Annotated in this window: 15 protein-coding genes; 6 read left to right on the top strand and 9 right to left on the bottom strand. The window is 56.6% G+C overall.

What is annotated here, in order from left to right; genetic code table 11:
- Positions 1-62: 62 nt before the first annotated feature.
- From ACLPGZ_RS11840 to radC, 6 genes are all read right to left on the bottom strand, one after another.
- Positions 63-329: a type B 50S ribosomal protein L31 gene (locus ACLPGZ_RS11840; RefSeq protein ID WP_009456467.1), complete on the bottom strand. Its 267-nt coding sequence runs from the start codon at positions 327-329 to the stop codon at positions 63-65.
- Between the two features lie 352 nt (positions 330-681).
- A complete protein-coding gene (locus ACLPGZ_RS11845) occupies positions 682-2007 on the bottom strand; it encodes an MFS transporter (protein WP_203145625.1) in 1326 nt (441 codons plus the stop codon).
- Positions 2008-2035: 28 nt separating this feature from the next.
- Positions 2036-2713: an aspartate/glutamate racemase family protein gene (locus tag ACLPGZ_RS11850; RefSeq protein ID WP_429641373.1), complete on the bottom strand. Its 678-nt coding sequence runs from the start codon at positions 2711-2713 to the stop codon at positions 2036-2038.
- A gap of 38 nt (positions 2714-2751) precedes the next feature.
- Positions 2752-4170 carry an MFS transporter gene (locus ACLPGZ_RS11855; protein WP_429641376.1) on the bottom strand — a complete coding sequence of 473 codons (1419 nt, stop codon included), beginning with the start codon at positions 4168-4170 and terminating at the stop codon, positions 2752-2754.
- 271 nt (positions 4171-4441) lie between these two features.
- Positions 4442-5284: a MurR/RpiR family transcriptional regulator gene (locus ACLPGZ_RS11860; RefSeq protein WP_429641379.1), complete on the bottom strand. Its 843-nt coding sequence runs from the start codon at positions 5282-5284 to the stop codon at positions 4442-4444.
- 93 nt (positions 5285-5377) lie between these two features.
- A complete protein-coding gene (gene radC, locus ACLPGZ_RS11865) occupies positions 5378-6049 on the bottom strand; it encodes a RadC family protein (RefSeq protein WP_022983307.1) in 672 nt (223 codons plus the stop codon).
- Positions 6050-6098: 49 nt separating this feature from the next.
- Between radC and ACLPGZ_RS11870 the strand changes: the two genes are divergently transcribed.
- The 6 genes from ACLPGZ_RS11870 (at position 6099) to ACLPGZ_RS11895 (ending at position 11273) form a co-directional block, all read left to right on the top strand.
- Positions 6099-6575 (top strand): FKBP-type peptidyl-prolyl cis-trans isomerase, encoded by a 477-nt coding sequence (locus ACLPGZ_RS11870; RefSeq protein WP_230940668.1) that lies wholly within the window; start codon positions 6099-6101, stop codon positions 6573-6575.
- Positions 6575-7546 (top strand): 4-hydroxy-3-methylbut-2-enyl diphosphate reductase, encoded by a 972-nt coding sequence (gene ispH / locus ACLPGZ_RS11875; RefSeq protein ID WP_009456459.1) that lies wholly within the window; start codon positions 6575-6577, stop codon positions 7544-7546. The genes ACLPGZ_RS11870 and ispH overlap by 1 nt, the downstream gene beginning before the upstream one ends.
- 33 nt (positions 7547-7579) lie before the next feature.
- Positions 7580-8227, top strand: a complete 648-nt coding sequence (gene maiA / locus ACLPGZ_RS11880; RefSeq protein ID WP_035272560.1) for a maleylacetoacetate isomerase — start codon at positions 7580-7582, stop codon at positions 8225-8227.
- Between the two features lie 117 nt (positions 8228-8344).
- Complete coding sequence (locus tag ACLPGZ_RS11885; RefSeq protein WP_060186920.1) at positions 8345-9220, top strand: NAD(P)-dependent oxidoreductase; 876 nt, start codon at positions 8345-8347, stop codon at positions 9218-9220.
- A gap of 78 nt (positions 9221-9298) precedes the next feature.
- The gene (locus ACLPGZ_RS11890) at positions 9299-10753 is read left to right on the top strand and encodes a YdgA family protein (RefSeq protein ID WP_060186919.1); all 1455 of its coding nucleotides are present in this window, start codon (positions 9299-9301) and stop codon (positions 10751-10753) included.
- A gap of 142 nt (positions 10754-10895) precedes the next feature.
- Positions 10896-11273 carry an SUI1 family translation initiation factor gene (locus ACLPGZ_RS11895; RefSeq protein ID WP_009456454.1) on the top strand — a complete coding sequence of 126 codons (378 nt, stop codon included), beginning with the start codon at positions 10896-10898 and terminating at the stop codon, positions 11271-11273.
- Positions 11274-11280: 7 nt separating this feature from the next.
- Here the strand turns inward: ACLPGZ_RS11895 and ACLPGZ_RS11900 are convergent, their stop codons facing one another.
- The 3 genes from ACLPGZ_RS11900 to dsbG all read right to left on the bottom strand — a co-directional run bounded on the left by ACLPGZ_RS11900 (position 11281) and on the right by dsbG (position 13280).
- Positions 11281-12051: a MipA/OmpV family protein gene (locus ACLPGZ_RS11900; protein WP_009456452.1), complete on the bottom strand. Its 771-nt coding sequence runs from the start codon at positions 12049-12051 to the stop codon at positions 11281-11283.
- A 131-nt stretch (positions 12052-12182) separates the two neighbouring features.
- Complete coding sequence (locus ACLPGZ_RS11905) at positions 12183-12485, bottom strand: DsrE family protein (RefSeq protein ID WP_060186918.1); 303 nt, start codon at positions 12483-12485, stop codon at positions 12183-12185.
- 21 nt (positions 12486-12506) lie between these two features.
- Complete coding sequence (dsbG, locus tag ACLPGZ_RS11910; RefSeq protein WP_035272568.1) at positions 12507-13280, bottom strand: thiol:disulfide interchange protein DsbG; 774 nt, start codon at positions 13278-13280, stop codon at positions 12507-12509.
- Between the last annotated feature and the right edge of the window lie 86 nt (positions 13281-13366).

The raw sequence follows: 13366 nt of genomic DNA on the forward strand, positions 1-13366 counted from the left end.
TAAAAAAAAGGCAGCCGAAGCTGCCTTTTTTGCGCTGAACGCGGTATGCCGAGAAAGAGAGCTTATTCGCCTTTCTTGACGGTACCAGCCGTACGGGCAAAACGGGCGCGGAATTTTTCAACGCGGCCAGTTTCCACGATACGGGTTTGAGCGCCCGTGTAGAAGGGGTGCGACTCGGACGTCACGTCACACTTGAACAACGGGTAAGTCTGACCGTCTTTTTCGGTGGTTTCGCGAGTCTGGACAGTGGAACGGGTGATAAAGGAGTTGCCCGTTTGCAGGTCCAGAAACACCACGTCACGGTATTCTGGGTGAATGCCTTCTTTCATGATGATTCCTGTTTTGACAAATAAGGACCGCCAGCAAGGCACGTATTTACAAAAATAAAGCTGCGCAGGGCAGATTTCCAATCTTGTAAGTACCGGCACTAAAAAGCTAGAGGGCTGTTTTTTTAACCGGGTTTGGGTTTTGACATCCTGCCCGATTGAATAATGCCTAAAGACTTTTTGCCACGTATCCGATGAAGCCTGAAATTTTAGCATTGAGCCGCCGCTTTTCAAAGAAAACTCCATCAAAGCGCGGCACAAGTGCAACAAGAAGCCGCCTAATGATAGGCGTCAGGTCCCGAAACCCGGAGATTGTCAGGGTTCGGGGCGTCTTGCTTGATGGTCGATAAGGTCGTCAGTCGATCTGTTTGCGCTTGCGGAAAGACAGAATCCAGATGCCGACCGCCAGCTCAAGTGCCGCAATAATCCACAAACCGCTTTGGAAATTACCGCTGGCGTCTTTCAGGGCACCCAACATGAAGGGCGCGCCAAAGCCGGCCAGGTTGGCGACCGAGTTGATGAAGGCCACGCCAATAGCTGCTGCCGAGCCTGCCAGAACGGCGTTAGGCAGTTGCCAGTACACCGGAATGCAACCCATGGTGCCGGACACGGCAATAATCAGGCTGATGAAGGCCATGGTCGTGTTGTTGCCCAGGAAGAGTCCCACGCCTGCCAGACCGACTGCGCCAATGATGACGGGAATTCCTGTATGCAGACGGGCTTCGCGTCGACGGTCGGCACTAAAACCCAGCGCCAGCTGGAAAATCGCCCCAAAGACATAGACCAGGCCAACCAGCAAACCAACTTGCAGCGGGTCGGTTGGCCCTAGCGAGCGCACCAGGGTGGGGGCAAAAAAGGCCAGTGTGGAGTTGGCCGCCACGATGCCAAAGAACATCAGGGTCAGGGTCCACAGATCGGTATTGCCCAGGGCTTTCTTGAAACTGTGCTCGCGTGGGCCTGCAGCCTTGGCGTCCAGCACCAGCTCCTGCTTGATCAGGTCTTTTTCACGCTGGCTTAACCAACTGGCTTTTTCCGGACTGTCCACGATGAACATCACCGCCAGAATACCCGCGAAAATTGTGGGCAGGCCTTCCAGCAGAAACAGCCATTGCCAGCCCGACCAGCCATTGACCCCATCCAGTCGCGTCATGATGAAACCGGCCAGGGGCGCGCCCACAACCGAAGCCACTGCCGAGGCAGAAATAAAGACCGCAAAGGCTTTGGCGCGTCGATGGGCCGGGAACCAGAAGGTCAGAAACAGCAGCACGCCGGGCTGGAAGCCCGCTTCAAAAGCCCCGAGCAAAAAGCGCATCACATAAAAGTAAGCGGCTGTTTTGGTAAACATCATCAGCACACAGATCAGCCCCCAGCCAAAGGCGATACGGGCCAGGGTCTTGCGCGCACCAATACGCAGCAGCAACCAGTTGCTGGGTACTTCAAAAAAGAAGTAGCCCAGAAAGAAGATACCAGCGCCTATGCCGTAAACCGTTTCGGAAAACCCCAGTTCGGGCTGCATTTGCAGCTTGGCAAAACCAATATTGAGCCTGTCTATCCAGGCCAGCATCCAAAGCAAGAAGATGAAGGGCAAAATGCGCCACATCACTTTCTTGTAAATCTGATCCAGTTCTTGCTTGCTGGCGGATAAAGCCTGACTTCCGTGCGCAAGGGTGCTGCTTGTCATGGGGTGTCTCCTTGTGTGGTACAGCGTGTTATGGCTGATCTGGGGGCAGGCGCTCGGCCATAAGCTCGCAGGCAGCAATGATGGGATTGATCACCGGCACAGCCAGCCTGCTTTGCAGGGCCTGGGCGCTTTGGGCCAGTGGGCCGCCGCCGATGATGACGGCGCGGGCACCGTCCTGTTCGATGCATGCCGCGACGCTATCGGCCAGTTCCTGATCCTGACGATCAGGGGCCTGGGCCAGATCCAGCGGGGCGGTAGGGGTCAGGCGCAGGCCGGAGAATTGTTCGCTCCAGCCATAGCGCTGTACCTGATCCAGAATGGATTGCTCCAGACCGGGGGTGGTGGTGGCAATGCCAAAAGGCGTGCCTGCTCGGGCAGCCAGCATCATGGAGGCCTGACCGATGCCGATGACCGGAACCGTGAGGCGTTCAATCAGGGATTGCAGGCCGGGATCTCCAAAAGCGCCGACGATGACGCCGTCAACGTCTTGCGCCTGGGCTAGCACCCGCGGGTGCCTGGATATGGCGGCGGCCTGCTCCAGTTCTTCCATTTCGGTCAACATGCCCGGTCCCTCAGGGGCGGTCAGCCCCCGGACCTGGATGTCGCGGCGCTGCAGGCTCTGGAAACAAGCCTGGGCAAGCGCCACCATCATGTCCGTGGTGGGACGGGAAGTATTGGGGTTGATGAGCAGTACGGTATGAGACATAAATACAAGGGCCGCAGCAAGGCGGCTTTTTAAGTGAATCAGGTATCCAGGGGGCGACCAAAGGTTTCGGGCGCCAACTGCAGGACAGCGGCAAAGGTGATGTACATGCCCGCCATCAAGGTGAACATGCCGGCTACACCGTAGCCTTCCAGCACCCAGCCGCTAAGCGTAGGGATAAATGCGCCCGCCAGGGTGCCCAGCGCCAGAATGAAGGCGGTGCCAAAGGCGCGGACGCGGGTGGGATACAGTTCGGGGGAGAAAATCCAGATCGTGGTGTTCAGCAGCAGCACGCAGAACTGGAAAGCTGCACCGAATAGCAGCACCAGGTAGATATTGAAGCTCAGGAAGCCAAAGGCCAGACCGCTGGCGCAAGCCAGTAACGCTCCGTAGGTGAAGACGCGCTTGCGAGGCACGCGGGAGCCCAGGTAAGAGGCGGTCAAGGCACCCAGCAGGCTGCCCGACTGCATCAGGATTGTGAAGGTATAGCTTTTCACCAAAGAATAGCCTTGCTCCACCAGCAGGGTAGGCATCAGGGTCAGAACCGTCAGCTGTGCGCCATAGGTCATGCACACGGCAATGCCGGTTACCAGGGTGCGCATGGCCAGCGGACCTTGAAAAATCTCGTTCAAACGCACCCGCTCTGCCTTTTGTGCCTGCGGGCCGCTGTGCAAATAAGGATCGGGATTGGCAACGTGACGGCCCAGCTTGCCCGAGGCCAGAATATTCAAAACCTGATTGGCCTCCTCGATACGCCCTTGCGACACCAGGAAACGGGGCGTTTCAGGAATGTAGCGACGGTAAAACAGCACCATGAAGGCAGGCATGACCAGCAGGCCAAACACCCAGCGCCAGCTTTCAGGGCCGGGAAAGAGGGTGAAGACCAGCAAGCCGAAGGCCGGGGCCAGCATATTGCCCAGACCGCCACCTGCGACGTTGATCGTGCCGACAGCCGTGCCGCGAAAGCGTGAGGAGCAGAACTCGGCCAGCATGGTGACGGCAATCGAGATCTCGCCACCCAGCCCAAAACCCACAATCATGCGACCCAGGCCCAGTACCCAGTAGCTGGGGGCCAGGGCGCAGATCAGGGCGCCCAGCGTGAACAGGGCCAGATTGATGGTCAGCATGACACGGCGACCGTAGTGGTCGGCGATATAGCCGGACAGCAAACGTCCCAGGGCGGCGGCAGCGAAGGTCAGGGTGTTCAGAAACCCGACATCACGAGGCGTCAGCCCCCAGTGTTCCTGCAGCAGCGGGCCGACCAGGCCCACGGCATTTTGCTCGAGTACGTCAAACAGGACGCCCAGCAAAATCAGGGCCAGCACTTTGCGGTGCGAGTTGGTGACGCCTATGGTTTCCAGCGAGTTTTCCAGTTGCTGCTGAACCGTGTGATTGTTGGCCGTAGAACTGGCCTGTGCCTGCCCGGTATCGGCTGGCAAGGTTTGCTGCTTGCTAGACATGGTTTCTCCTCGTTTCAGGGCGTGTATGAGCCCAGCATTATTTTTTCAATCATTATTGGTATGAAAAAATATTTTCAAAACTAGGGTAAACGAGAAAGATTTTGCAGTGTCTGCAGATTGTCGGAGCAGGGCGTTGATATATAAGGATTTTTAATAAAAAAAAGGATCATCGCCGTTTGCGTATGATCCTTATCTGATTCCAGCCATGAAACTTCTGGGCTGGCTTGTCTACGGAGTGCCTGATATGGGCCTGCAATACGAGAGTAGCGGTCTACAGCTCCAGAAAGCTGTCATGGAAAGCCTCCACCAGACCTAGATGACGACGCCCGGCAGGACCGGCCTGATCCATCACCTGGCTCAGGATCAGATGGCACAGCCCGATCACCGCCACGTGGTTATCCAGCACACCAGGCGATTGGACATCACAGCGCAGAGTCCAGCGACAAGCACTTTTCTCCGGGCTGAGCTGGTCAGTGATGTGCAACACATTCGGGTTCAGCTGCGCCATCTGCCCAATCAGCTGATCCATATTGCGCACCCGGCGACGCAGGGCAAAAATCACCACGACATCGTCAGCGTGTATGCCTGCCAGATGTTCCCCCATGGTCTCGCCAGGGCCGGGAATCAGTTGAGCCTCAGGGACGATTTGCAGCAACTGCCAGCGAAAGTAATTGGCCAGGGCATGGCTGGATCGAAACCCGAGAACCCATACTTTGCGCGCACCCAGAATGGCCTGGGCGATTTCTTTCAGCAATGAGTCGGGGATGCGTCTATAGGTAGCGGCCAGGTTGTTCTGACTTTGCTGCAAGTGTGTGGCCAGCGAGCGCTCGGCTTCCGTTTCAGTGGCTGCCAGCAACAGGGGTGAACCTGCTTTCTTTTCGGAGCGCACTTGTTTGCGGGCGGCCTCGTAATTGCTGTAACCCAGGCGTCGAATAAAGCGGGTGACCGTCGCATTGGACACATTGGCCAGGGAGGCCAGCTCCGAGGCGGTGTAGCCGGCCAGGTCGCCCGGAAAGTCCAGGGCAAATTCCGCCAGACGTCGCTCTGATGGGGATAGATCGTGAAGAATGTCACGTACGCGTCCAACAAAGGACTTGACGACGGGATCAGACATGGCGCTCCGTACTCTTGTAGTGTGTTCTGGATTTTACGGGGAAGCTCATGGAACTGTATCAAAAATAAGGTGGCATTCACCGCCCTGAACCGTCTATAGATCTCCGCGCTCGGCCATGGAGACAGTCTGGCTGGGCGTGACAATAATGTGGTCCAGCAAGCGTATATCGACCAAAGCCAGTGCCTGACGAATGTGCCGGGTCAGCCGGATATCGGAGGCGCTGGGATAGGCGGCACCGGAAGGGTGATTGTGCGCCAGAATGATGGCGCAGCTGTGGTGACGCAGGGCGGCGCGCAATATCTCCCGTGGGTAGACTGAAGCCTGGTTGACTGTGCCCCGGCTGATCTCCTCGGCGCAGATCAGTCGTAGCTGATTGTCCAGAAACAGGGCCAGGCAATGCTCCACGGGCAAATGTCCAATATGGGCCAGACAATATTCGCGCACCTTGTCCGCCTGGTTCAGCACCGGCAAGTCCGTGAGTGATTCCAGGGCACAGCGGCGTTGCAGTTCCCGGATAACCAACAGTTCCGCACATTTGGCCGGCCCGATTCCGTCCAGTTGGCGCAGGGCAGATGCATCAGCCGATAATAATCCTTTGAGTCCGTTAAAATGGTCCAGCAACATCTGGCCCAGCTCGACAGCATTGCGCCCGCGTGTACCGGTGCGCAGGACAATGCCCAGCAGTTCCGGGGTGCTCAGACAGGCAGGGCCGTGCGCCAACATGCGCTCACGGGGCCCTTGGCGGCGTAAAGTGGATGTGGCCATAAGAAACGCTAAAATGCGGTAATTGAATGATTTTCTATAGTGAGCGATCGTGAGTAACTCTGCTAGTTCCGAGCTTGGAATTGTCCGTCAGGATTCCTACCTGACTTTGCACTATCGTATAGAGCTGGCCAGTGGCCCGGCGGCAGGCTCTGTATTTGCGGATACCTTTACGGGCCGCCCGGCGACCTTGCAACTGGGCAATGGTCAGTGGGCCCCCGGTATGGAAGAGAAACTGCTGGGTCACCGTGAAGACGAGCGCTTTCAGCTCGACATTACTCCCGAGGATGCATACGGCGCCCGTAATCCGGACCTCTTGCAGCGCATCACTCGCGAAATGCTGGCCAGCAACGCCGCCGAAGGCGCGGAATTCGTGCCCGGTGATATGGTGGAGTTTGCCGCCCCTAATGGCAGTCGCTATTCGGGCGTGCTCAAGGAAATCGACGACAAGACCGCCTTGTTCGATTTCAACCATCCTTTGGCCGGTGTGGCTTTGCGCCTGGATGTTCATATTTTGGGGATTCTGTAATGAGTCAAGCTACTCCCGTTCAGAACGCTGAGGTTGTTCTGGCCCAGCCCCGTGGATTCTGTGCTGGGGTCGATCGCGCGATTGATATTGTCGAACGCGCTTTGGAATTGCACGGTGCACCAATCTACGTGCGCCATGAAATCGTCCATAACCGTTACGTGGTGGAAGACCTGCGCAATAAAGGGGCGATATTTATTAAAGAGCTGGACGAGGCTCCCTCGGGTGCAATCGTTATTTTTTCGGCTCACGGCGTATCGCGTCAGGTGCGTGACGATGCCGAAAAGCGTGGCCTGAAAGTCTTTGACGCCACGTGCCCGCTGGTGACCAAAGTGCATATCGAGGTCTCTCGCATGCGCGCCGAAGGCCGGGAAATCATCATGATTGGTCACGTCGGACACCCTGAAGTCGAGGGTACGCTGGGGCAGGCTGATGGCGGCATGTACCTGGTGGAAACGCCCGAGGACGTCGCCAACCTGAAAGTGGCCGATCCCGACAAGCTGGCCTTTGTGACGCAAACCACCTTGTCCGTGGACGATGCGGCAGTTGTGGCCCAAGCCTTGCGCGAGCGCTTCCCCAATATTGTGGAACCCAAGAAAAGCGATATCTGTTATGCCACACAGAACCGTCAGGATGCGGTCAAGATCATGGCTCCACAGTGTGATCTGGTCCTGGTGGTGGGCAGTACCAATAGCTCCAACTCCAATCGTTTGCGCGAAGTCGCCGAACGCAAGGGGGCTGAAGCCTATCTGCTGGATAAGCCGGAAATGATTGATCCGGCCTGGCTGGTCGGTAAAAAGCGCGTGGGTGTGACGGCCGGCGCGTCGGCACCGGAAGTTCTGGTGAATCAGGTGATTCAGCGCTTGCAGGAACTGGGCGTAGGCAAAGTGCGGGCCCTGGATGGTGTGGAGGAAAACATTGCCTTCCCGCTGCCCCGAGAGCTGTCGCGCAAGATTGAAAGCCTGAACAAATAAAAAACGATTTTTGCAGGGTGGACAGGAGACAAGATGATTCTGTATAGCTACTTTCGCAGTTCCGCTGCTTACCGGGTGCGGATTGGTCTGAACCTCAAGGGTCTGGACTACCAGATCAAGCCTGTACACCTGCTCAAGGATGGTGGTCAGCAGCATCAGCCCGATTATGTGCAGGTCAATCCCGTGCAACTGCTGCCCGCTTTGGATGATGATGGTCTGATCATCACGCAATCCCTGGCCATCCTGGAATATCTGGACGAACGCTATCCTGAGCTGCCTTTGCTGCCCAAAGCGTCGGCAGAGCGGGCTTGGGCACGTTCCATGGCCCAAACCGTGGCTTGCGATATTCATCCGCTGAATAATCTGCGCGTGTTGCAGTATTTGAAAAACGAACTGCACGCCCAGGAAGATGCTCGCAATCAATGGTATCGCCATTGGGTCAGCGTAGGGCTGGAAGGCCTGGAAGCCTTGGTGCAGCGCCATGGCAAAAAGGATCATGACTTTATTTTTGGTGATACTCCTGGTCTTGCCGAAATCTGCCTGATTCCCCAAATGTTCAATGCCCGTCGTTTTGACATTGATCTCAGCATATTTCCACGCCTCTTGGCTGTGGAGGAAAAATGTCTGGAGCTGTCCGCCTTTCAGGAAGCGGCCCCCGACCGCCAGCCCGACGCGGCTTGAGTATCAGCATAAGGGCGGTCCCTTGTTGGGCCGACCAGACTTCACCCGCCTGACAGGCGGGTTTTTCTTGCCCCGCTTCAATTGGCTGGATGATGTTGGGGGCGTAAAGGACGAGACATGAATATTGGTTTTTGTGGTTTGGGCCGTATGGGTCAGCCTATGGTGCGCCGCTTGTTGAATGCCGGTCATCAGGTTCGTATCTGGAATCGTTCCAAGGACAAGGGGCAAGCCCTGATCGAAGCCGGTGCTCACTGGTGCGATACCCCGGCGCAAATGGCCGAGCAGTGCGAAGCCGTGTTCCTGTGCGTCTTCGATGCACAGGCGGTGCACGACACGGTCCTGGGCAAGCAGGGCCTGGCATCCGTACAGGGAGCCTTGCGGATTGTGGTGGACCATTCCTCGATTCCTCCACAGGCTACACGCGAGATGGCTGCCCAATTGCAGCAACGTTGCGGGGCTCATTGGCTGGATGCTCCGGTATCCGGTGGTGTAGGCGGAGCAGAACAAGGCACGCTGGCCATCATGGTGGGCGGGCAGGCGGCGCAGCTGGATCGTGTTCGTCCGGTGCTGGCCGCGTATTCGCAGCGCGTCACCTTGATGGGGGCGGTAGGGGCCGGCCAAGTAACAAAGTTATGCAATCAGACCATTGTGGCTACCACCTTGACCGCTATCGCCGAGGCCTTGAGCCTGGCCAATGACAATGGCGTGGACGCCTCCAAAATCAGTGAGGCCCTGGGGGGCGGTTGGGCCGATTCGGTTTTGCTGCAATTGTTCGTGCCGCGCATGACTACGCCCGATAATCAAGTAAAAGCGTCGGTCGATACCATGTTGAAGGATTTGAATACCGTGGCGGAGCTGGCCAGTGCCAGTCACACCAGCATGCCAGTGGCTCATGCAGCCCAGCAAACCTATCGTGCGGCCCATCGTTTGGGCTTGGGCGCAGACGATGTCGCTCGCATTACGCATGTGAATAGTTACAATTACGGGGAATAAACTACCATCAGTCAAACTTAGTTTCGGTATTATGTCGGCTATTTGAAGTTGGGACTGTAGGTCTACAAAAGGGAAGTCATGAAGAAAAGTACAGGGCTGGTCACACTGGTTGTCGTGTTAGCGGCCGCATACGGCGGTTCGACCTGGTACACCGGTAAGAAAACTGAAGCGCTGGTGGGTGAGAAAGTGGCCCAGTTCAATACCCTGGCTGCCGAGCAGATGCAGCAAATGGGCATGAGCGAGTCGGTCGTCATGAATGTGGTGGACTACCAACGTGGCGTATTTTCCTCTACTGCTCGTTACACCATCACTATCAAGCCTTCCGACGCTGAAGAGAAGCCTCTGGAGCTGACTTTTGATGACAAGATCAGCCATGGCCCGCTGCCTATGTCGGCAATGGCTCTGGGTAACTTCACCCCTGTTGCCGCCTTGTCGCACAGCACTCTGGTCAAGACCAAAGACACCGAAGGCTGGTACAAGCTGACGGGCGACAAGACCCCTTTGTGGGCGGACAGCCTGGTCGGTTTTGACGGTGCCGTGGACTCCAATGTGCATTTTGAAGCCATCAAGCACCAAGGCGACGAAGTCAAAGTAGACTTCAGCGGTGGTCAACTGCGCACCAAGGCCGGTGGCAAGAGCAAAGATATTGTTGTGACCGGCAGCTTCCCCAAGCTGTTTGTTGATGACATCAGCGCAGATCCCTTGAAGCTGGAAGCCTCCAACTTCGTGGTGGACTTCAAGCAAGACGGTGACATCAATGTCAGCGGCACCCAGGTCGGCAAGCTGAGCGTCGATGACGTCAAGATGCAATCTGCCGAGACCGATGGCATTACCTTCAAGCAGATCGCCATCAATTCCGATGCGGTTACCAAAGACTCCGTCAGTGATACCAAGGTTGTTTACGCGCTGACTGATCTGGTGTTTGAAGACAAGGTCAAGCTGGGTTCGGTTGAGCTGTCGATGAACTTTGACCGCGTTTACGCACCTGCAATCTCCGCCTTGTCCAAGCTGATTTCCGATTCCAATCTGCAAAACGATATGGATTCGGTAGATGGCCCAACGGCTCAGAAGATGATGGAACTGGTGCTGCAGGCGCTGGAGCACAAACCTGTGCTGCGTGTTGAGCCTCTGCGTTGGTACACCGCCGCTGGCGAGTCCAAAGCCACACTGCGTATGGACTTCCAAAAGCCCAATGCGACCTTGCAAGAGCTGCAAACCAGTCCTGAAATGTGGATCGAAGCCATTCCTGCTGCTCAGCTGGATGTTCTGATTTCCAAGCCTATGCTGCGTGGCCTGGCTGCCGAGATGGACAAGGCTGAAGGCCTGTCGCCTGAAGAAGGCAATGCTGCCATGCTGGACATGATTCTGGATGCGGCTGTCGCTCCTTACGCTGAATCCAATATGGTCAAGAATGACGAGAGCGGCATTTCCACGGCCATCAAGTACGACGGCAAGGATCGCGTGTTCGACATCAACGGCCAGCGTTTCACTTCCGAGCAATTGCTTGGTCTGGTCCTGATGGGCATGATGTAATTCGTCTGGGCCTGGTCCAGCGTAAAGCCCACCGAAATTCGGTGGGCTTTTTTTTACTGTCGGGCCGTCCCAGGGTGGAGTGCAAGCCGAAGGCGCAGCGTGGGGGCCTTTTTTATTTAATCAGTGAAGGGAGCCAGATTTTATGGCCAGCTTATCGGATCAGCTGTCTCGGCTGGTGTACAGCACGGAACAAGGGCGTATGTGTCCGGATTGCGGGCAGCCACAAAAGCAATGCCGTTGCGAGGAAAATCGGCGCGAGCAAAGCCTGTCTCAGGCTCAGGGGCCGGTGCGCTTGAGTCTGGAAACCAAGGGGCGAAAAGGGAAGGGAGTGACCGTGGTGACGGGCCTGGTGATGCCCGAGGAGCAGCTCAAGGCGCTGGTCAAGGAACTGAAGAACGCCTGTGGAGCGGGCGGGACGCTGAAAGAGGGAACGCTGGAGATTCAGGGCGATCATCGAGCCGTTGTGCAGGCTCGCCTGGAACACAACGGCTTGACGGTCAAGCGGGTCGGCAGACCCTGACAGGAATTTAGAAGCTGTAGCCCAAGCCTACGCCACCAAAGACGCTGCTTTTCTTCTCGACCAGCGGGCTGTCTTTGGCCTCTTCACCCAAGGTGTTCACGCCTAGCAGACCTTGCAGGGACCAGCTTTCGCTGATCTTGTGGGTGTACTGGCCGTACAAAGCATAAGAGCGCAAACCAGCGTCAGGGCGGTAGGTGCGCAGTTGTCCATTGCTGCCAGCAGCTTCATGCGACTTCACGCCAAAATAGGTGCGCATGGCTTTTTCGTTGGACCATTTCAATTCGGCACCCAGCGAGAAGCTGCTGTCCTGATCGTTCCAGAGGCGGTAGCTCAAATCCAGAACGGCCGTGGCGCCATAACCGCTTTTCAGTGCCTGGTAGTAGCTGCCTTCAATCTTGGCATTGCCCAGTTGGTAAGCAGTAAATACACCCAGATTGCCGTGACGATCAATATCATCAGTTCCGTACAGGCGGTCGGCATCACCGGATTTACGGGCACGGGCCAGAGCGGCGTAAGTACCGATAGTCCAGTTGTCTGTCAGATTGGTTTGCAGACCGATGGCAGGCATGCCTGCTTTGGGAGCCAGGAAAAAGTGGCCGTTACGGTGTGAGAGCAGAGGGTAGAAACGGCCGTCGTAGCTGTCAGCCCCTTCGTACTTGGGGGCAAAGCCAACACCGACACCCACGGTAGTTTGCTGTGCAAGTGCCTGGCTGGTTCCTAAAGCACATAAAGCCAGTAAAAGGCAGGGACGCAGAGCAGAACGGACGAGGGTGGGCATGACGGATTCCTTGTGATACGGGTAAAAACAGGCCCGCTTGTCGCGAGCTTAGCTATCGTATCAAGGTTTGGGCGGGGGCAGGCAGAATCATGACCGGCCAGTATGGTCTGTTGTTCTGGCCCTACACCCCATCAGGCTCGAATGTAAATCCAGTTTTCCGTCTGTAGTTTCACCAGGGCGGTGATGGCCCCTTGCTCCAAGGTTTGGAAGCGTTCTGGCGCACTGAGGGACTGATTGCGCAGCGTGTTGGGGCACAGGTAGGTGTAGGCGTCGCAATCGTGCTCCGCGCCTTCTACGCAGGCTTTAACGGCCTGCGCATTGGCGATGATGCGAATCTGGGCATCCGGTATGTCCTTGAGCAAGTTGCGCGCATTGCTGCGGGCGCGCTCCAGGGCATGGGTGGTGGGGGCATGCAAGAGAACACGAGTGCTCATGAATAAACGTCCTGCTTGAAATTAGCGTGGGCCAAAAACGCGTTCGGTAATGTCGGGTGAAGCGCCGGTCTGCATTTGAATGCGACCTTGCTCATCCTGCCAGACCATGGCGGGGGTGGCACGTAAATCCCAGCCCATCATCAGATCTTCATTGCGGGTCAGATCGGCTTCAATATCACTGGGCACACTGTCCAGGCCTTTCACACCGGCACTGCGATCTTTCAACATGGCCAAAGAGTGTTCGTTCAAGGCCTTGGTGGGGTCTTTGGCGGCCAGGATGGCAGCCGATTTCAGGCTGCTGCTGGGGGCCAGAATGCCCACCATGACGTGGCGCAGCTGTACTTTGCCGGACTCAACCCAGGGGCGAGCCATTTGCCAGAACTGCATGCAGTAAGGGCAATTCGGGTCGGTAAACACGTAGACCACGCGTGGCGCCTTGTCGTCGCCATCCTTGATCCAGCGGGATTTTTCCAGCTTGCCCAGCATGTCTTTGGCAATGGCGGGTTGCACCAGTTCGTCCAGACCGGCCGGGCGTACCTCTTCACCCTTGGCGTCGATCATGGTGCCCACCATCATGTGCTGCCCGTCGGGCAGGTTATAGATAGCCAATGCGCGATTCCCGCTATACGCACCCCAGGCTTTCAGGCCACCGGGAGCATCAAACTCGCCCACAATGGATAGCCCTTGCTCTTCCAGGGCCTTCAAGGCAGCGGGGCGGTCGGCGGCTTGGACGACGGTGCTGGCGCACAGTAAACCGGCCAAGGCAAGACGGATCGAAAAAGAGGAAAGCGGCATGGTGGTTAATCCTGCAAAACAGTCGGTGAATGTATATATCCAGAAAATATATACTAAGATCCAAATGGAATAAAAGAATGGGACTA

It is taken from the genome of Alcaligenes sp. Me129 (genome assembly GCF_050487245.1).
Classification (GTDB): domain Bacteria; phylum Pseudomonadota; class Gammaproteobacteria; order Burkholderiales; family Burkholderiaceae_B; genus Alcaligenes; species Alcaligenes phenolicus.

What these genes read in the sequence shown, in the direction of transcription:
- ACLPGZ_RS11840 (WP_009456467.1), bottom strand. Translation starts at nt 329, where the DNA reads ATGAAAGAAGGCATTCACCCAGAATACCGTGACGTGGTGTTTCTGGAC.
- ACLPGZ_RS11845 (WP_203145625.1), bottom strand. Translation starts at nt 2,007, where the DNA reads ATGACAAGCAGCACCCTTGCGCACGGAAGTCAGGCTTTATCCGCCAGC.
- ACLPGZ_RS11850 (WP_429641373.1), bottom strand. Translation starts at nt 2,713, where the DNA reads ATGTCTCATACCGTACTGCTCATCAACCCCAATACTTCCCGTCCCACC.
- ACLPGZ_RS11855 (WP_429641376.1), bottom strand. Translation starts at nt 4,170, where the DNA reads ATGTCTAGCAAGCAGCAAACCTTGCCAGCCGATACCGGGCAGGCACAG.
- ACLPGZ_RS11860 (WP_429641379.1), bottom strand. Translation starts at nt 5,284, where the DNA reads ATGTCTGATCCCGTCGTCAAGTCCTTTGTTGGACGCGTACGTGACATT.
- radC (WP_022983307.1), bottom strand. Translation starts at nt 6,049, where the DNA reads ATGGCCACATCCACTTTACGCCGCCAAGGGCCCCGTGAGCGCATGTTG.
- ispH (WP_009456459.1), top strand. Translation starts at nt 6,575, where the DNA reads ATGAGTCAAGCTACTCCCGTTCAGAACGCTGAGGTTGTTCTGGCCCAG.
- maiA (WP_035272560.1), top strand. Translation starts at nt 7,580, where the DNA reads ATGATTCTGTATAGCTACTTTCGCAGTTCCGCTGCTTACCGGGTGCGG.
- ACLPGZ_RS11885 (WP_060186920.1), top strand. Translation starts at nt 8,345, where the DNA reads ATGAATATTGGTTTTTGTGGTTTGGGCCGTATGGGTCAGCCTATGGTG.
- ACLPGZ_RS11890 (WP_060186919.1), top strand. Translation starts at nt 9,299, where the DNA reads ATGAAGAAAAGTACAGGGCTGGTCACACTGGTTGTCGTGTTAGCGGCC.
- ACLPGZ_RS11895 (WP_009456454.1), top strand. Translation starts at nt 10,896, where the DNA reads ATGGCCAGCTTATCGGATCAGCTGTCTCGGCTGGTGTACAGCACGGAA.
- ACLPGZ_RS11900 (WP_009456452.1), bottom strand. Translation starts at nt 12,051, where the DNA reads ATGCCCACCCTCGTCCGTTCTGCTCTGCGTCCCTGCCTTTTACTGGCT.
- ACLPGZ_RS11905 (WP_060186918.1), bottom strand. Translation starts at nt 12,485, where the DNA reads ATGAGCACTCGTGTTCTCTTGCATGCCCCCACCACCCATGCCCTGGAG.
- dsbG (WP_035272568.1), bottom strand. Translation starts at nt 13,280, where the DNA reads ATGCCGCTTTCCTCTTTTTCGATCCGTCTTGCCTTGGCCGGTTTACTG.